This window comes from Streptomyces sp. NPDC058308, assembly GCF_042880275.1.
Classification (GTDB): domain Bacteria; phylum Actinomycetota; class Actinomycetes; order Streptomycetales; family Streptomycetaceae; genus Streptomyces.
The window spans coordinates 26,460-43,869 of the sequence record NZ_JBHVZA010000041.1 but is presented as its reverse complement, the minus strand read 5'-3'; the positions used below and the strand labels follow the sequence as shown (position 1 = coordinate 43,869).

Annotated in this window: 14 protein-coding genes; 7 read left to right on the top strand and 7 right to left on the bottom strand. The window is 71.8% G+C overall.

Features of this window, described 5'->3' with window-relative positions:
* The first annotated feature begins 58 nt into the window (after positions 1 to 58).
* From ACFVYL_RS34790 to glpK, 4 genes are all read left to right on the top strand, one after another.
* Entirely contained in the window at positions 59 to 484 is a 426-nt protein-coding gene (locus ACFVYL_RS34790) for a Zn-ribbon domain-containing OB-fold protein (protein WP_389723272.1), read from the top strand.
* Complete coding sequence (locus ACFVYL_RS34785) at positions 481 to 1,671, top strand: lipid-transfer protein (RefSeq protein ID WP_389723250.1); 1,191 nt, start codon at positions 481 to 483, stop codon at positions 1,669 to 1,671. Before ACFVYL_RS34790 ends, ACFVYL_RS34785 begins: the two co-directional genes overlap by 4 nt.
* Positions 1,672 to 2,024: 353 nt before the next feature.
* Entirely contained in the window at positions 2,025 to 2,780 is a 756-nt protein-coding gene (locus ACFVYL_RS34780) for an MIP/aquaporin family protein (RefSeq protein WP_389723247.1), read from the top strand.
* Between the two features lie 32 nt (positions 2,781 to 2,812).
* Complete coding sequence (gene glpK, locus ACFVYL_RS34775) at positions 2,813 to 4,333, top strand: glycerol kinase GlpK (protein ID WP_389723244.1); 1,521 nt, start codon at positions 2,813 to 2,815, stop codon at positions 4,331 to 4,333.
* An 83-nt stretch (positions 4,334 to 4,416) separates the two neighbouring features.
* On the opposite strand, the gene ACFVYL_RS34770 is transcribed toward glpK, so the two are convergent.
* The 5 genes from ACFVYL_RS34770 to ACFVYL_RS34750 are packed head-to-tail and all read right to left on the bottom strand — an operon-like array spanning position 4,417 to position 12,400.
* Positions 4,417 to 5,022, bottom strand: coding sequence for an ATP/GTP-binding protein (locus ACFVYL_RS34770; protein ID WP_389723241.1), 606 nt, complete (start codon positions 5,020 to 5,022; stop codon positions 4,417 to 4,419).
* Positions 5,003 to 8,647 carry a hydantoinase B/oxoprolinase family protein gene (locus tag ACFVYL_RS34765; RefSeq protein WP_389723239.1) on the bottom strand — a complete coding sequence of 1,215 codons (3,645 nt, stop codon included), beginning with the start codon at positions 8,645 to 8,647 and terminating at the stop codon, positions 5,003 to 5,005. The genes ACFVYL_RS34770 and ACFVYL_RS34765 overlap by 20 nt, the downstream gene beginning before the upstream one ends.
* Before the next feature lie 25 nt (positions 8,648 to 8,672).
* The gene (locus ACFVYL_RS34760) at positions 8,673 to 9,122 is read right to left on the bottom strand and encodes a DUF742 domain-containing protein (protein WP_389723236.1); all 450 of its coding nucleotides are present in this window, start codon (positions 9,120 to 9,122) and stop codon (positions 8,673 to 8,675) included.
* A gap of 9 nt (positions 9,123 to 9,131) precedes the next feature.
* Positions 9,132 to 9,572: a roadblock/LC7 domain-containing protein gene (locus ACFVYL_RS34755; protein WP_361726875.1), complete on the bottom strand. Its 441-nt coding sequence runs from the start codon at positions 9,570 to 9,572 to the stop codon at positions 9,132 to 9,134.
* The gene (locus tag ACFVYL_RS34750) at positions 9,569 to 12,400 is read right to left on the bottom strand and encodes a nitrate- and nitrite sensing domain-containing protein (protein WP_389723233.1); all 2,832 of its coding nucleotides are present in this window, start codon (positions 12,398 to 12,400) and stop codon (positions 9,569 to 9,571) included. The genes ACFVYL_RS34755 and ACFVYL_RS34750 overlap by 4 nt, the downstream gene beginning before the upstream one ends.
* 452 nt (positions 12,401 to 12,852) lie before the next feature.
* On the opposite strand from ACFVYL_RS34750, the gene ACFVYL_RS34745 reads away from it, so the two are divergent.
* Positions 12,853 to 13,395, top strand: a complete 543-nt coding sequence (locus ACFVYL_RS34745; protein WP_389723231.1) for a hypothetical protein — start codon at positions 12,853 to 12,855, stop codon at positions 13,393 to 13,395.
* A 73-nt stretch (positions 13,396 to 13,468) separates the two neighbouring features.
* Here the strand turns inward: ACFVYL_RS34745 and ACFVYL_RS34740 are convergent, their stop codons facing one another.
* Both ACFVYL_RS34740 and ACFVYL_RS34735 read right to left on the bottom strand, forming a co-directional pair.
* Entirely contained in the window at positions 13,469 to 14,668 is a 1,200-nt protein-coding gene (locus tag ACFVYL_RS34740; RefSeq protein ID WP_389723228.1) for an NAD(P)/FAD-dependent oxidoreductase, read from the bottom strand.
* Positions 14,665 to 15,018: a bifunctional 3-phenylpropionate/cinnamic acid dioxygenase ferredoxin subunit gene (locus ACFVYL_RS34735; RefSeq protein ID WP_389723225.1), complete on the bottom strand. Its 354-nt coding sequence runs from the start codon at positions 15,016 to 15,018 to the stop codon at positions 14,665 to 14,667. Before ACFVYL_RS34735 ends, ACFVYL_RS34740 begins: the two co-directional genes overlap by 4 nt.
* A 189-nt stretch (positions 15,019 to 15,207) precedes the next feature.
* Between ACFVYL_RS34735 and ACFVYL_RS34730 the strand changes: the two genes are divergently transcribed.
* A complete protein-coding gene (locus ACFVYL_RS34730; protein ID WP_389723222.1) occupies positions 15,208 to 16,038 on the top strand; it encodes an IclR family transcriptional regulator in 831 nt (276 codons plus the stop codon).
* 284 nt (positions 16,039 to 16,322) lie between these two features.
* Positions 16,323 to 17,408 (top strand): S-(hydroxymethyl)mycothiol dehydrogenase, encoded by a 1,086-nt coding sequence (locus ACFVYL_RS34725; RefSeq protein ID WP_389723219.1) that lies wholly within the window; start codon positions 16,323 to 16,325, stop codon positions 17,406 to 17,408.
* The last annotated feature ends 2 nt before the right edge of the window (positions 17,409 to 17,410 follow it).

The window sequence follows — 17,410 nt, the reverse complement described above, 5'->3', positions numbered from 1 at the left end:
TTCTGACGTTCCGTCAGATCTGCTGCCTGGAGGAGCCTTGTCGCGTACGCACACACCCGTGGTGGCCAACTGGTTCACCGGGCAGGGTGACGACTTCCGTCTTCTGGGCACGCGCTGCTCGGCGTGCGCCTGCGTCTTCTTCCCCCGCGAGGACGGGTACTGCCGCAACCCCGGCTGCCGGGGCGGGGAGCTGGCCGAGGTGCCACTGTCGCGGCGCGGGCGTGTCTGGTCGTACACCGACGGCCGCTACCGGCCGCCCGCACCCTATGTCTCCGACCCGGAACTTCCCTGGCAGCCCTACACGTTGATCGCAGTGGAGCTGGCGGCGGAGCGCATGGTGGTGCTCGGGCAGTCGGTTCCCGGGGTCTCCGTGGCCGACCTGGAGGTCGGCATGGAGGTGGAGGTCGTGCCCGGCGTGCTGAACGAGGACGACGAGACGACGTGGACGACGTGGCACTGGCGGCCCGTGGGGGTGGGCGCATGACCGGCGAGGTGGCGGTGCTCGGCGCGGGCATGCACCCCTGGGGCAAATGGGGGCGCTCGTTCGTCGAGTACGGGGTGACGGCCGCGCGCGCGGCGCTCGTGGACGCCGGGATCGAGTGGCGGGACGTGCGCTCGGTCGTCGGCGCGGACACCGTGCGCGGCGGCTATCCCGGGTACGTGGCAGGGGCGACCTTCGCCAAGGCGCTCGGCTGGCAGGGCGCGCGCGTCGCGAGCGTGTACGCGGCCTGCGCGTCCGGCGCCCAGGCCATCAGCACGGCGCGTACGCAGATCCTCGCGGGCATGGCCGACGTGGTCCTGGTGGTCGGCGCCGACGCGGCCCCCAAGGGGTTCTTCCGGCCCGCAGGCGGGGACCGGGCGGACGACCCCGACTGGCTGCGCTTCCGGCTCCTCGGAGCGACCAACCCCGCCTACTTCGGGCTCTACGCACGCCGCCGGATGGCCGTGCACGGGGACACCCTTGAGGACTTCGCCCAGGTCAAGGTGAAGAACGCGGCCGCGGGCGCACTCAACGCGAACGCGCGCTACCGCAAGACCGTCACCACGCAGGAGGTCGCCGCCTCGGCCGTCGTGGCCGACCCGCTGCGGCTGCTCGACATCTGCGCCACCTCGGACGGCGCCGCGGCCCTGGTGCTCACCAGCATGGAGTTCGCGCGGCGGCACGGAGCGGCCGATCCGGTGCGGATCCGCGCGGTGTCCACGGTCTCGCCGACGTATCCGACCACGGTGCTCGATCTGCCGGACATCGCCACCGACTCGGCGGCGGTCGTGCCCCCGGCCGACGGCACGTTCCGCGCGTCCATCGCGCGGGCGGCGTACGACGAAGCGGGCATCGGCCCCGAGGACATATCGCTGGCCGAGGTCTACGACCTGTCGACCGCGCTGGAACTGCAGTGGTACGAGGACCTGGGGCTGTGCGGCGAGGGCGAGGGGGCCAAACTGCTGCGGGACGGGGCGACGGCGCCGGGCGGGCGCGTGCCGGTGAACACCAGCGGGGGCCTCGCATCCTTCGGTGAGGCCGTGCCCGCGCAGGCCATCGCTCAAGTCTGCGAGATCACCTGGCAGTTGAGGGGAGCCGCGGGGGCACGGCAGATCGAAGGGGCGCGCGTGGGGATCACCGCGAACCAGGGTCTGTTCGGCCATGGTTCCTCGGTCGTCGCGGTGCGCTGAGACCCGACGGCGGGGGCCGCGTCACCCCGGTCAACCGGTGCCGTCCGCGACCTTGACGCTCCATCACCATCGGTGAACACTTCCGGGTGTCAGTCGGCGTCGCCACTCCTCGGCCCCCCGGCGCCCAGAGCCTCTGTGCGCGCGAAGGGCCCGTGCGAAGGGCCTGGTCAACAGGTCATCCCCCATGGGCGGTACGGCTGTGACGGCACACTCGCCATGGGCGCCGGGCGGGGCGCGGGAGACTCCCTGCCTCCGGCTGCATCAGCCGGACGTATCCAGGCAGTAGTCGTGGGAAACGCACCCTGCACGGAGGACCGGGGCGCACCGCCCCGGGCGAGGGCCTAGGAGCCGCCATGTACTCGAACGGGGACGTCTTCGTCGGTGAGGTCATCGGCACCGCGATTCTGATTCTTCTCGGCGCGGGCGTGTGCGCCGCCGTCACGCTCAGCCATTCGAAGGCGAAGGCCTCCGGGTGGGTCGTCATCGCCTTCGGATGGGGCTTCGGTGTGCTCGCCGGCGCCTACACCGCGGGGCCGCTCTCCGGTGGCCATCTCAATCCCGCCGTCACGCTCGGCATCGCCATCGACACCGGCGACTGGGACCAGGTCTGGGTCTACGTGCTCGGGCAGATGGCGGGCGCGATGCTCGGCGCCGTCCTGGCGTACCTCGTCTACTTCGCCCAGTTCCAGGCCAACGTCACGCGCGGCGCGAAGGGCGACTCCGAAGGCGTGCACCAGCCGACGCCGACGCTCGGCGTCTTCTCCACCGTCCCGGAGATCCGGAACCCGGTCGCCAACATCATCACCGAGGTCATCGCGACCGTCGCGCTGGTGCTGCCGATCCTCGCCTTCGGCCTGACCAAGGGGCTCGGCGAGTCCGGCACGCAGACGCTCATCGTGGCCTTCCTCGTCGTCGGCATCGGTCTCTCGCTCGGCGGCCCCACGGGCTACGCCATCAACCCGGCGCGCGACCTCGGTCCGCGCATCGTGCACACGTTCCTGCCGATCCCCAACAAGGGCACGTCCGACTGGGGTTACTCCTGGATTCCGGTGGCCGGACCGCTGATCGGCGGAGCCCTCGCGGGCCTCATCTACAACGCAGCCTTCTGAGTCTTCTCACCAAGGGTCATCAAGGGGTAGCCATGCCGGACAGCTCCGAGAAATTCGTCGCCGCCATCGACCAGGGCACCACCTCGAGCCGCTGCATCATCTTCGACCAGGACGGCGCGATCGTCGCCGTGGACCAGCGTGAGCACCGCCAGATCTTCCCCAAGCCGGGGTGGGTGGAGCACGACGCCACCGAGATCTGGTCCAAGGTGCAGGCGGTGGTCGCGGGGGCGATCGCCAAAGCCGGGCTCCGAGCCGACCAGCTGAGCGCGCTCGGCATCACCAACCAGCGCGAGACCACGGTCCTGTGGGACCGCGCCACCGGCAAGCCCGTGCACAACGCGATCGTGTGGCAGGACACCCGCACCGCGGCGCTCTGCAACGAACTGGGCGGCGCGGACGGCCAGGACCGCTTCCGTGAACAGACGGGGCTGCCCCTCGCGAGCTACTTCTCCGGGCCCAAGGCCGCCTGGCTGCTCGACAACGTGCCGGGGCTCAGGGCGCGCGCCGAGCGCGGCGAGATCGCCTTCGGCACGATCGACTCCTGGCTGATCTGGAACCTCACGGGCGGCACCGACGGCGGCAAGCACGTCACCGACGTCACCAACGCGGGCCGCACCATGCTGATGAACCTGCAGACGCTCCAGTGGGACCAGTCGATCCTGTCGGCGATGAACGTGCCTGAGGCGGTCCTGCCGGAGATCAGGTCGTCGGCCGAGGTGTACGGGACGGCCGTGGGCCAGCTCTCCGGAGTGCCCGTCGCCTCCGCCCTCGGCGACCAGCAGGCAGCCGTCTTCGGGCAGGCCTGCTACGACACGGGGACGGCCAAGAACACGTACGGAACAGGCAGCTTCCTGCTGCTCAACACCGGCAACCGGCCCGTCGCGTCGAAGAGCGGGCTGCTCACGACGATGGGGTACAAGATCGGCTCCGAGGCGCCCGTGTACTGCCTGGAGGGGTCCATCGCCATCACCGGCGCCCTGGTGCAGTGGTTCCGCGACCAGCTCGGCATCATCCGCTCGGCCGACGAGATCGAGCCGCTCGCGGCGAGCGTGGAGGACAACGGCGGGGCGTACATCGTGCCGGCCTTCTCCGGCCTCTACGCCCCGTACTGGCGCTCCGACGCGCGCGGCGTCGTGACGGGACTGACCCGGTACGTCACCAAGGCGCACCTCGCGCGTGCGGTCCTTGAGGCGACCAGCTGGCAGACCCGCGAGGTCGTGGACGCCATGTACCAGGACTCCGGGGTGCGGATCACCACCCTCAAGGTGGACGGCGGCATGACCAAGAACAACCTGCTGATGCAGCACCAGGCGGACGTCCTCGGGGTGCCCGTGATCCGGCCCAAGGTCTCCGAGACGACGTGTCTGGGCGCCGCGTACGCGGCCGGTCTCGCAACCGGCGTGTGGAACGACCTCGACCAGCTCAAGACGCACTGGCAGCAGGACGTGGAGTGGACACCGCGGATGGATGCCGAGTCACGCGACCGTGAGTTCCACAACTGGCACAAGGCGGTGGAGCGGAGCTTCGGCTGGCTGGAGGACGGCGCGGGCTGACGGGCCGGGCCGAACGGACCTGCGGCCCGTACCCCGGTCGGCGGGGGTACGGGCCGCAGCGGTGGCCGCATGCTGACCGCGCGCTACGTAGTGGCCGGTTCCCGGGCCGCCGCGGCCAGCGCCATCGCGTGTTCGACGACGTCGATGAGGACCTCTTTGACGGTCTCGCGGTCGCGCGCGTCGCACATCACGACGGGCACTTCGGGGTCGAGGTCGAGCGCCTGGCGCACGGTCTCCGCAGGGTAACGGGAGGCGCCATCGAAGCAGTTGACGCCGACGACGAAGGGTATGGAGCGCCGCTCGAAGTAGTCGACGGCGGCGAAGCAGTCCTCCAGGCGGCGGGTGTCGGCGAGGACGACGGCGCCCAGCGCGCCGGTGGCCAGCTCGTCCCAGAGGAACCAGAAGCGGTCCTGCCCCGGCGTGCCGAAGAGGTAGAGGACCAGGTCCTCCCGGAGGGTGATGCGGCCGAAGTCCATGGCCACCGTGGTGGTGTGCTTGCCGGCGACACCGCTCGTGTCGTCGACGGGGCGGCCGGCCTCGCTGAGGGTCTCCTCCGTGCGCAGCGGCTTGATCTCGCTGACCGCGCCGACCAGCGTCGTCTTGCCGACGCCGAAGCCGCCCGCCACGAGGATCTTCAGCGTGACAGGCTCGACGGGGGCCTTGCCGCGCTCAGAACGCCTGAAGATCATCGCTCACTTCTCCTGGATCATTGGTGTCGCGAGGCGACGGTCCGTATCCGCCGCCGCCGGGGGTTTCGATCACGAGTACGTCGCCGGGGCCCAGGTCGGCACAGTCGCTGCCGGCGAGCTCCTCGACGGTGCCGTCCGCGCGTTCCACGCGGTTGGCGCCGAGCGCTCCGGGGGCGCCGCCCGCCATGCCGTACGGCGCGACCCTGCGGTGCTGCGACAGAGTGGAGACCGTCATCGGCTCGCGGAAGCGGATGCGACGCACGGCGCCGTCCCCGCCGCGCTGTTTGCCGCTGCCCCCGCTGCCCTCGCGTACGGCGAACTCCTCCAGGAGGACGGGCAGCCGCCACTCAAGGACTTCGGGGTCGGTGAGCCGTGAGTTGGTCATGTGGGTCTGGACGACGGACGCGCCGTCGAAGCCGTCGCCCGCGCCGGAGCCGGAGGCCACCGTCTCGTAGTACTGGTGGTGGTCGTTGCCGAAGGTGACGTTGTTCATCGTGCCGGAGCCCTCGGCCTGGACGCCCAGGGCGGCGTAGAGCGCGCCGGTGATGGCCTGGGAGGTTTCCACGTTCCCGGCGACGACGGCCGCGGGCGGCTCGGGCGAGAGCATCGAGCCGGGCGGCACGATGATGCGCAGGGGGCGCAGGCAGCCGTCGTTGAGCGGGATGTCGTCGGCGACGAGGGTGCGGAAGACGTACAGGACGGCGGCGTTGACCACCGCGAAGGGGGCGTTGAAGTTCGTGGCGAGCTGCGGTGACGTACCGCTGAAGTCGATGGTCGCCGAGCGTTCCCCGCGGTCCACGGTGACACGGACGTGGATCGTGGCACCCGAGTCGGTTTGATAGGCGAACTCGCCCTCTTCCAGGACGTCGATGACGCGTCGGACGGATTCCTCGGCGTTGTCCTGGACGTGCCGCATGTAGGCCTGGACCACGTCGAGGCCGAAGTCGTCGACCATGCGCATGACTTCGTCGACGCCCTTGCGGTTGGCGGCGATCTGGGCGCGCAGGTCGGCGAGGTTGGTGTCCGGGTTGCGCGAGGGGTGGGGGGCGTCGGTGAGCAGGGCACGGGTCTCGGCCTCGCGGAAACGGCCCTCTTCCACAAGAAGCCAGTTGTCGAAGAGGACGCCCTCTTCTTCGATGGTGCGGCTGTTGGCGGGCATGGAGCCGGGGGCGATGCCGCCGATCTCGGCGTGGTGGCCGCGCGAGGCGACGTAGAAGAGGATGCGCTCCCCCGAAGTGCCGTGCTCCCCCGGCCTGTCGAACACCGGTGTGATGACCGTGACGTCGGGCAGGTGGGTGCCGCCGTGGTACGGGTCGTTGACGGCGTAGGTGTCTCCGGGGCGCATGTTTGTGCCGCGCCGCTCGATGACCTCCTTCACGCTGGTGCCCATCGAGCCCAGGTGGACGGGGATGTGCGGAGCGTTGGCGACGAGGTTGCCGTCGGGGTCGAACAGCGCGCAGGAGAAGTCGAGCCGCTCCTTGATGTTCACCGACTGGGAGGTGGACTCCAGGCGGGCGCCCATCTGTTCGGCGATGGACACGAAGAGGTTGTTGAAGACTTCGAGGAGGACGGGGTCCGCGGTGGTGCTCGCGGTGGAACTCTCCGGTTCCGCGACGCGTTCCATGACCAGATGTCCCGCGTCCGTGGTCGCCGCCCGCCAGCCGTCGTCCACGACGGTCGTGGCACCGTCCTCGACGATGACCGCCGGCCCGGTGACCGTGTCGCCGGGCGGCAGTTCCGCACGGCGATGCAGGGGTACGTCGCGCCAGGCGCCGCCGGTGTGCAGGCGGACCCGGAGCGGGGCGCCGCGGGTCACCGTGCCCGCGAGGGCCGAGAGGTCGGGCGGTTCGGTGACCCCGGTGGCCTCCACGGAGAGGGACTCGACGACGACGGGCCGGTCGAGGGTGAAGGAGTAGGTGGCGCGGTGACGGTTCTCGAAGTCCCGGGTCATGGCGTCCGGGCCGGTGAGCTCCACGGTCAGGGCGGTGTCCGTGCCGTCGTAGCGGAGCTGGGCGCGGCGGGTGACGCGGATGCGGTCGGCCGGCACGTCCTCGGCGAGGAGTTCGTCGCGGGCGGCGCTCTCCAGGGCGTCGGCGGTCTTCAGGACGTGCGGCATCGAGGACGACGTCAGGGGCGCCTCCACGGACTGCTCGCGCATCGCCGTGGTGTCGGCGAGTCCGATGCCGAGGGCGGAGAGCACCCCGGCCATCGGCGGTACGAGGACGGTGCGGATGCCGAGCGAGTCGGCGACCATGCAGGCGTGCTGGCCGCCCGCGCCGCCGAACGTGGTGAGGGCGTAGCGCGTGACGTCGTGGCCCTTCTGGACCGAGATGCGCTTGACGGCGCCCGCGATGTTCGCCACCGCGACGCGCAGGTACCCCTCGGCGACCTGCTCGGGGGTGCGGTCGTCGCCCGTCGCCGCGCGGATCTCGTCGGCCAGGGCCGTGAAGCGCTCCCGGACGAGTTCGCTGTCGAGGGGCTGGTTCCCCTCGGGGCCGAACACCCGTGGGAAGTGGTCGGGTTGCACGCGCCCCAGGGCGATGTTGGCGTCGGTGACGGTGAGCGGTCCGCCGCCGCGGTAACTCGCCGGGCCGGGGGCCGCGCCCGCCGAGTCGGGGCCCACGCGGTAGCGGCTGCCGTCGAAGTGGAGCACGGATCCGCCGCCCGCCGCGACGGTGTGGATGTCGAGCATCGGGGCGCGCAGCCGGACCCCGGCGATCTGTGTGGTGAAGACCCGCTCGTACGCGCCGGCGTAGTGCGACACGTCCGTCGACGTGCCGCCCATGTCGAAGCCGATGACGCGGTCGAAACCGGCCAGGTGCGACATGCGGGCCATGCCCACGATGCCGCCCGCCGGGCCCGAGAGGATCGCGTCCTTGCCGCGGAACTGGCCGGCCTCGGCGAGCCCGCCGTTCGACTGCATGAACATCAGCCGTACACCGTCGAGTTCGTCGGCGACGTGCTGGACGTAGCGGCGCAGGACCGGCGACAGATAGGCGTCGACGACCGCGGTGTCCCCGCGCGGGACGAGCTTCATGAGCGGGCTGACCTCGCTGGAGAGCGAGACCTGGGGGAAGCCGGTACGGGCGGCGAGTTCGCCGACGGCCTGTTCGTGGGCGGGGTACAGGTGGCTGTGCACGCAGACCACCGCCACGGAGCGGATCCCGGCGTCGTACGCCTCCCGCAGTGGTCCCGCCAGGCCGTCCAGGTCGGGGGCGCGCAGGACGTCGCCTTCGGCGGTGACCCGCTCGTCGACCTCGATGACCCGGTCGTAGAGGAGTTCGGGCAGGACGATCTCGCGGGCGAAGATCTGCGGGCGGTTCTGGTAGGCGATGCGCAGGGCGTCGCGGAAGCCCCGGGTGATGACCAGGGCCGTGGGCTCGCCCTTGCGCTCCAGGAGGGCGTTGGTGGCGACGGTGGTGCCCATGCGGACGGCGTCGAGGTCCGCGGGGCCGCCGGCCCCGGCGCCGTCGAGCAGCTCACGGATGCCGGCGACCGCCGCGTCCCGATAGCGCGCGGGGTTGTCGGAGAGGAGCTTGTGCGTGCGGAGGCCGCCGTCCGGGCGGCGCGCGACGATGTCGGTGAAGGTGCCGCCCCTGTCGACCCAGAACTGCCAGCCAGTCACGTTCCCACTCCCGCTTCCGCGCTGCTCAGAGCGCCCGGAGGCCGCTGATCACGTCGCGCAGAATACTCTCGTCGGGCAGCTCGGCGGGGGGCACGGGGCGGGTCACGTGCACCAGTTCGTCCTCGACGAGGTCCCCGATGAGAACACGCACCACACCGATGGGCAGATCGAGCTCGGCCGCCAGCTCGGCGACCGACTGGGGCGTGTCGCGGCAGAGCTCGACGATGTGCACGTGCTCCGGAGACAGCGTCTGGTCGGCCTCCGGGACACCGGACGCCGCCCATGCCTCGGTGATGACGACCGCGATCAGGTCGAGCCGGTGCTGCCCGGTGCTCGTGGTGCGGCCGCGTGTCATCGCGTACGGCCGCACCACGGGGCCGGCGTCGTCGTCGAACCAGCGGGCCGTCTCCTGCGCTCCCGCTAATCTCCGCTTGGCCTCTGTCGTTCTCTGCGTCCCTCGACCGTCGTCAGTCATGACCTCCCACTACCCCCCGGCGGGCAGATCCGTGCGCGGAGCCGTCCCCAGATGCACGCCCACCCGCTTGACCAGCAACGTCATTTCGTACGCCACCAGGCCGACGTCGGAGTCCGCGTCGGCGAGGACCGCGAGACAGCTGCCGTCGCCCGCCGCCGTGACGAAGAGGAACGCGTCGTCGAGCTCGACCACGGTCTGGCGGACCCTGCCCGCCTCGAAGTGCCGCCCGACTCCCTTGGCGAGGCTGTGGAACCCGGAGGCGACGGCCGCGAGGTGCTCGCTGTCCTCCCTGGTCAGGTTCTTCGACAGGCCGGTCGGCAGGCCGTCGCCGGAGAGCACGAGTGCCTTGCGGATGCTGGCGACGCGCTGGACCAGATCATCGAGGAGCCAGTTCAGCTCTCCCCGCCCGCCGGTTGTCGTGGTGCGTGCGTCGGCATTCGGTGCGGTCATCGACCGTCCCCCTCGGATGTCGTTCCTGGTGCTGTGCCGTTCGTGGCATCGTCGCCCGCGGCGTTCTCGTCGCGGCCGCGCTGCCAGCCCCGCTGGAGCGAGGCCATGCGGCTGCGGACCTCTTCCGCGTCACGCTCCTCCGGCCGGGTCTCGGCGCGTTCGGGGCTGCGGTCGGGTCCGGCCTTCAACTGCGGGGCGAGACTGGCCTGCCGGACACGGCGGGGCAGTCCGCCCGGGGCGGTCGTGGGGGTGCTCCGGTCCTGCGGCGCGGAGCGGTGGCCGCGACGAGGGGGCTCGGGCGACGGGTCGTCGGCGGCCGTGACGTCCCGGTGCGGCGGGGACAGGTCGGGCCAGGCCGGCTGCTGCGGGCGCTCCGGGAGCTCGTCCTCGGCGGCCGGGGCCAGGGGCCTGTCCGCCGGGAACCGGCTGTCCTGGGTCCTGCCCTCCGGGAACCGGCTGTCCTGCGGCCTGCTGTGCGTCACCGGGCGGCCGTTCGAGCGGACCAGCTTCGGGGTCCTGCGGCGCGGCAGCGGCACGGGACCGCCGTGGGCCTCGTCGTCAGCGTCGTCGGCGTCGTCCAGGTGAGTGGGACCGGCGTCCAGCCGCGTCGGCTCCGCGCGGCCCGCCTCGCGGTCGTCGCGGGCCTGCTGGTGCTGTTCGCCCGGTGTGCCCGCCACCCGGCGGCGCGGCCGGAAGAGACCGCCGCGCTCGCTGTCCTCGTCGTCGAGGGCGCCGGGGAAGCGGTCCAGGTCCGCGAGGCCGACGGGCGCCTCCAGTTCGACGGGGCCGTCGATGACGGAGGCGGGCAGCCCCGGGAGCTGCACGGGCACCTGGGCGAGTGCCGCCGTGCGCTCGGCCGCCTTGTCGGGGCCCGCCACGGCGCCCTTGCTCTGCGGGCGGTCGAGCCGGTAGCCGCCGGTGTCGGGCGCGTCGTCGGTGAGCAGGGACTCGGGGATGAAGACGACGGCCGTCGTGCCGCCGTACGGAGAGGGCTGCAGCGAGACGCGGACGCGCTGGCGCTGCGCGAGCCTGCTGACCACGAACAGGCCGAGCCGGTCGGTGTCCGACAGCTCGAACTCGGGGGTCTCCGCGAGCCGCAGGTTGGCGTCGAGGAGTGCGTCGGGCGTCATGCCGAGGCCCCGGTCGTGGATCTCCAGGGTGAAGCCGTTGGCGACGTGCTCGCCGAGGACCTGCACCCCCGTGTGCGGGGGCGAGAACACCGTGGCGTTCTCCAGGAGTTCGGCGAGGAGGTGCGTGAGGTCGGCGACCGCGGGGCCGGTGACCGCGATGCGGGGCAGCCGGCGCACTTCGATGCGTTCGTAGTCCTCGACCTCGGCGACGGCGGCGCGGACGACGTCCATGAGCTGGACGGGCTTGCGCCACTGCCGCGAAGGGGCGGCTCCGGAGAGGATCACCAGGCCTTCGGCGTGCCGCCGCATGCGGGTGGTCAGGTGGTCGAGGCGGAAGAGGTCGGCGAGTTCGTCGGTGTCCTCGGTCCTGCGCTCCATGGTGTCCAGGAGGGTCAGCTGCTTGTGCAGCAGCACCTGGCTGCGGCGGGCGAGGTTGACGAAGACCTCGGAGACGCCGCGGCGCAGGTCCGCCTGTTTGACGGTGGCCTCGACGGCGGCGCGCTGCAGGGTGTTGAGCGCCTGCCCGACCTGCCCGATCTCGTCCTTGCCGAAGGTCAGCCTGGGCGCCTCGGTCTCCACGTCGACCTGCTCGCCGGCCGCCAGCCTGCGCAGCACGCCCGGCAGCCGGACGCCGGACGCCTCGTGGGCCTCCAGGCGCAGGCGGCGCAGGTCGCGGATGAGGCCGCGGCCGATGCGTACGGAGAGGAAGAGCGAGAACAGCAGCGCGAGCAGACCGAGCACACCGGCCGCGATGACCCGCACGATCACGCCGACGGCAGCGGGCTCGACGCGGTCCTGGAAGTTGTCGGTCGCCTCGATGTTCCGTTCGGAGAGCTGCTTGAGGACCCGGCCCGCCGTCTCGTCCCAGTGGCCGGACGTCACCACGTCCGGAGCGCGGGTACCGGCCTCGATGACATCGTTCTCGGCCTTGTTCAGCTGCTGGGCCTCGGTGCCGTTCCAGTAACGCTCGTAGCGGCCGCGGTCCTCCTCGGAGAGCTGCGCGAAGTTGACCTCGAAGAGGAGGGTGCGCTGCGCGCGGAGCTCGGTGACCTGCCGGATCTCCGCCTTGGTGATCCGGCCCGCGACGAGCGCCGAACCGATCACCGCGTCCTCGCGGGAGAGCAGTTCCCGCGCGCGGGTCGCGCCGACGAGCGCGCGGCCCTGCTGGTCGTACTCCATGTCGTCGAGACCGGAGTAGCCGTTCAGGGTGCTGAGCAGGTCGAAGTACGGGTCGATCAGCTTGGTGTACATGTTCAGGGCGCCGGCCCTGGTGATCGTGCCCTCCGCGACGCTCCTGCGCAGCGGCTGGATGCCGTCGAAGGCTTCCACGAGCTCGTCGAGCCGTTTCCGCGAGTCCCCGCCGACCCCGTCACGGACGTCCGGATCCTCGGCGTTGGCCCGGATCTTGGCGATCATTTTGTCGGTCGCCGTACGGCTGCGGCGCAACCCGGCCAGGGCGTCCGAGGCCCGCGGGTCGGCGAGATAGACCAGAGTCTGGCGGCGCTCCTGCTGGATGACGCGCGCTGTGTCCTCGACCGGGAAGGCGAGCTTGTCGACGACGTTCACCGTGTCGATCAGGCTCAGCGCCTGGCGCCCCGTGATGACGGTGGCGAAACCCCAGATGGCGGTCAGGGAGAGCAGCGGCACGAGCAGCAGCGCCACGATCTTCCGGCGGATGGACTTCCCGCGAAAGCGCATGGCCTCCCCCAGATCGGCCCCCTGAGGCCGTTGCACGGGCCAGGGGCACACATGTGCGTCAACAAACGGCGCGAGCCTACTACTGACTCACGGGCAACTCGAAGGCACATCCGAACGCTTTTCAGCCGTGACGCGAAAGAGGCGTCCCCAGTTGTCCCTCCATTACGGGAGATTGCGACCCAGCATGTGGCACGTATTGCCCGGGCCCATCCGCCTTTCCCCGCAGGCCAGTTGGCCGGTTTTCTTCGCTCCGCGGAACCGGGGCGGGAATCTTTCGGATCTCCCGTTCGTCCAAGAGGAAGAGAGTCGCGGTGCACGGGACACGTCGTCGGACAGCCGACATAAAGGGCAGTAAAACGGGCAGCCACTGGTGAGTTGGGTCCGGTGGACGGCCAGAGGATGTGTCCCGCGTGTTCCATGAACGGCCGCGAAGCAGTGGGGGGAGTGACGAAATGAAGGGCACGGCGGAGCGCCAAAGGGTTCAGCGGACTCCGGCTCAGCAGGCTCCGGTTCAGCGAGGCCCGGCTCAGCAGGGGCCGACTTCTCAGCGGACGGCTGACCAGCGTCCGGTTCCGCAGGGACAGGGGTACGAACAGGCGGCGCAGCGGCCGCCGTTGTGGGTCGAGGAGCCCGCCCGCAAGAGGCGGCTGCCTGATCCGGTACGGACGGCGGCGGTGCGGGCCGTGATCATAGTGGCGGTCACCCTCGTGCAGGCGATGATCGCCGTCCTGGCCGCCCTCGCGGGTTCCTGGCTCTCCTTCCCCATGGCCCTTAGCAGCGTGGTCAGCACGGTCGTGGCGACCTGGGGCGTGCTCGACGTGTGGGTGACCCGCCAGGTGTGGAACCAACGGCACGGAGTGGTGTCGGTGCCGAGCAGCACGGCGCGGCGGCTGCGTCGTGAGCGGCGCCGGGCGCGCCGTCAGACCAGAGCGGCGGCGCGCGGCAAGGAGCGCATACCAGGGCGCGGCGGATCGGGGCAGTTGTCGCACCCCTGAGAGCGTGTGGGGAACGGCGCGGGCTTCGGCTGCCCTGAGAGTCCGTGGGGAACGGCGCGGGCTTCGGTTGCCCTCAGACCCCCGCGGGCTCCGTCGCGCGTCCCGCAGGATCCGGCGTCCGGGCGGCCGCGAGTTCCCGCCGCTTCTTCATGAAGGACCGGGCCCGGTCGACCGCGAGGACCGCCGTGGTCCGGCCCGCGCGCTCGTAGACGGCGAGGAATCCGCCCTCCTCCAGGACGTCCGGCGAGCCCTCGACGACGCGTACGGTGTCGCCGTCGCCGCGCCGCCCCGCGCACTGCACACGGGAGCCGTACTGATCCGACCAGAAGTACGGCAGGGGGCGCACCGCCTGCGCCGTGCGCCCGGCGAGCAGGTTCGCCACGGCGACGCGGGGCTGTTCGGTGGCGCTCGTCCAGTGTTCGGCACGGACCCCGCCCACCCGGGCCACGTCCCCCACCGCGACGACCTGGGGCAGCGCGGTGGCACAGCCGTCGTCGCACAGGACGCCGGCGTCCACGGCGAGCGGCGAGCCCGCGAGCCAGCCGGTGTTGGGGGCCGCCCCGATGCCGACGACGACCACATCCGCGGGCAGCAGCCGGCCGTCGGACAGCTCCACGGCGGTGACGGCGCTTCCCGTGGACCGCAGCCCTCTCACGCCCACGCCCGAAAGGAGGCGTACGCCGCCGCGGGCATGGAGCCGTGCGCACACCGAGGCCATCTCCGGACCGAGTTGGGCCGCGAGCGGCAGCGGCGCGGCCTCGACGACCGTGACCTCGTGGCCGAGCACCACGCACGAGGACGCCGTCTCGGCCCCGATGAAGCCCCCGCCGATCACCACGACGCGCCGCGGTCCACGGGTCAGCTCCGCCCGCAGGGCGCGGGCGTCGTCCAGGGTGCGCAGACTGTGGACGCCCGCGAGCGAGGGCCCGGGCAGGCGCCGCGCCGACGCGCCGGTGGCGATGACGACACCGTCGCCCGCCAGGGTGCGGCCGTCGTCGAGGACGACCGTGCGGCCGCGCGCGTCGAGGGCGCGCGCACGGGTGCCGAGGACCCACTCGGCGGCGAGCTCCGCCGTCTCCTCCTCGTCACAGAGGGCGAGTTGGTGCTCGTCCCCGCCGCCGGTGAGGAAGTCCTTGGACAGGGGCGGCCGGTCGTACGGGGGATACTGTTCCGCGCCGACGACGGTCAGGTTGCCGTCGAACCCCTGGGCGCGCAGTTCCCGCGCCGCGTACAGTCCGGCGAGCGAGGCACCCACCACGATGACGGTCCTCATGCCGCGGATCCCTTCTCGGCGGCTCCCGCTTCGGTGGCGATGCGGACGTCGGTGTCGAGGCTGACATGGACCACGCCGTCCTCGACGTACACCTGGTGGGTGCGTACCGGACGGCGCGCGGGCAGGCACGTGGGCCTGCCGGTCCGGAGATCGAATGACGCGGCGTGCAGCGGGCATTCGACCAGGCAGCCCTCCAGCCACCCCTCCGACAGGGAGGCGTTCTGGTGGCTGCACGTGTCATCGATGGCGAAGAGCTCGCCGTCGGCGTTGAACACCGCGACGGGCGGCGTGGTGTCGAGGCGGACGGACTCGCCCGCGGGGAGGTCTGCAAGGCGGCATACGGGGATCATGGGCCCCCCTCTGGTGTCGTTCGGCCCGGTCCCGGCCCCTCTGGGGGCCACGACCCTTCGGTAACATGATGTTTCGCATGGCGCACGAGGGAGCGCTATGCGCAACAGAATCCGGGTGGGGTGCCCATCGCGTCAAGGGCTTCCCGACAACGCGGCTTCAACAGGCCGCCAGGTGGTGAGAGTTCAGATATGACGGGCGAGCGGAAACAGGCTGATCAGAACAGGGCGCCGGACGGGAAACCGCGGGAGAGGCAGCCGAAGGGGGCGGCCGGATCCGTCCAGTCCGTGGACCGCGCGGTGAGTGTTCTGGAGATCCTCGCGCGGCACGGGGAGGCCGGAGTCACCGAGATCGCCGACGAGTTGGGCGTCCACAAGTCGACGGCCTTCCGGCTCCTCGGGGTGCTGGAGAACCGCGGCCTGGTCGGCCAGGCGAAGGACCGCGGGAAGTACTTCCTGGGTGCGGGTGTACTCCGCCTCGCGGGGGCGGCGGCAGTGCGCATGGACATCTCGCAGGAGGGCGGCCCGGTCTGCCGCGAACTGGCGGACGAGGTGGGCGAGACGGTCAACATCGCGGTCCTGGACGACGACGCAGCGGTCAACATCATGCAGGCCCGGGGGCCCGCCTCGGTGACCGCGCAGAACTGGCTGGGCCGACGCACCCCGCTGCACGCGACGTCCAGCGGAAAGGTGCTGCTCGCGCACCTGCCGACGACGCTGCGCGAGGGCCTGATGGCCCGCGCCCTGCCGCGCCTGACCGACCGCACGGTGACCGGCACGGCGGCGTTGCGCGGCGAGCTGGAGACGGTGGCCGAGCAGGGCTTCGCCGTCGCCGTCGAGGAGTTGGAGGTGGGCCTCGCCGCCGTGGCCGCGCCGGTGCGCGCGCACGACGGCAAGGTGATCGGGGCGCTCAGCGCGTCGGGCCCGGTCTACCGGCTGACCGAGGAGCGGCTCACCGAACTCGCCAAGCGCACCGTAGCGGCGTCCGTCGAGCTCTCCCGACGGATGGGGTACGGCTTCTGAGCATCGGCCCGCCGCCGGTCCGCGACCCGGGGCGCGGGCGCCCGGAGGCATCCGCCGGGAGAGCGCCGCAGCGTACGGACGTCTGAGGGCGGGGCCGGGAAGTTCCGGCCCCGCCCTCCTGTGCGCCGCCTGCTCCCCGGGCGCTCCCACGGAATTGCGAAGGCTTGACTCCACCCTCTTGACGGCCTCTTGATGGCATTCCCAGTATGTCTCCCATAGCGCAACCGAACGTGCAGTACGCAACAACACAGCCACGCCGTGCGCAACAGCAGAGGAGTCTGGCCGTGCCCCACGAGGTCCGTGCCGTCGTCGCCCCGAAGAAGGGCGCACCCGTCGAGGTGCAGACGATCGTCGTGCCAGATCCCGGCCCCGGAGAGGTGCTCGTCTCCGTGCAGGCCTGCGGGGTCTGCCACACGGATCTGCACTACCGGGAGGGCGCGATCAACGACGACTTCCCGTTCCTGCTCGGCCATGAGGCGGCCGGCACCGTCGAGGCGGCCGGCGCCGACGTCGAGGGCCTCGTCCCCGGCGACTGCGTCGTGATCGCCTGGCGCGCGCCCTGCGGGGCCTGCCGGTCCTGTCTGCGCGGCCGCCCCTGGTACTGCTTCGACTCGCGCAACGCCGCGCAGCCCATGACGCTCCTGGACGGCACGCCACTGAGCCCCGCCCTCGGCATCGGCGCCTTCGCCGAGAAGACGCTGGTCGCCGCCGGACAGGCGGTGAAGGTCGACCCGGCGGCCCGCCCCGAGGCCGTCGCCCTGATCGGCTGCGGTGTGATGGCCGGGTACGGGGCCGCGGTGAACACCGGCGGCGCGGGCCGCGGCGACACCGTCGCCGTCATCGGCTGCGGCGGCGTCGGGAACGCCGCGGTCGCCGGGGCGTCCCTGGCCGGAGCCCGCCGGATCATCGCCGTCGACATCGACGACGCGAAACTGGACGGGGCGACCCGGTTCGGCGCGACGCACACCGTCAACTCCCGCGGCACGGACCCGGTCGAGGCGGTCCGGCACCTGACCGGCGGCCACGGCGTCGACATCGCGATCGACGCGGTCGGTACCCCGGCCACGTACAAGCAGGCCTTCTACATGCGTGACCACGCGGGCGTGCTGGTCCAGGTCGGGGTGCCCGGCCCGGAGATGTCGGTCGATCTGCCGCTGATCGACCTCTTCTCGCGCGGCGGCGCCCTCAAGTCGTCCTGGTACGGGGACTGCCTGCCCACCCGGGACTTCCCGATCCTCGTCGACCAGTACCTCAGCCGCCGCCTGGACCTCGGCGGATTCGTCTCCGAGACCATCGCGCTCGACCGGGTGGAGGAGGCGTTCGCGAGGATGCGGCGGGGCGAAGTGCTGCGGTCGGTGGTGGTCCTGTGAGC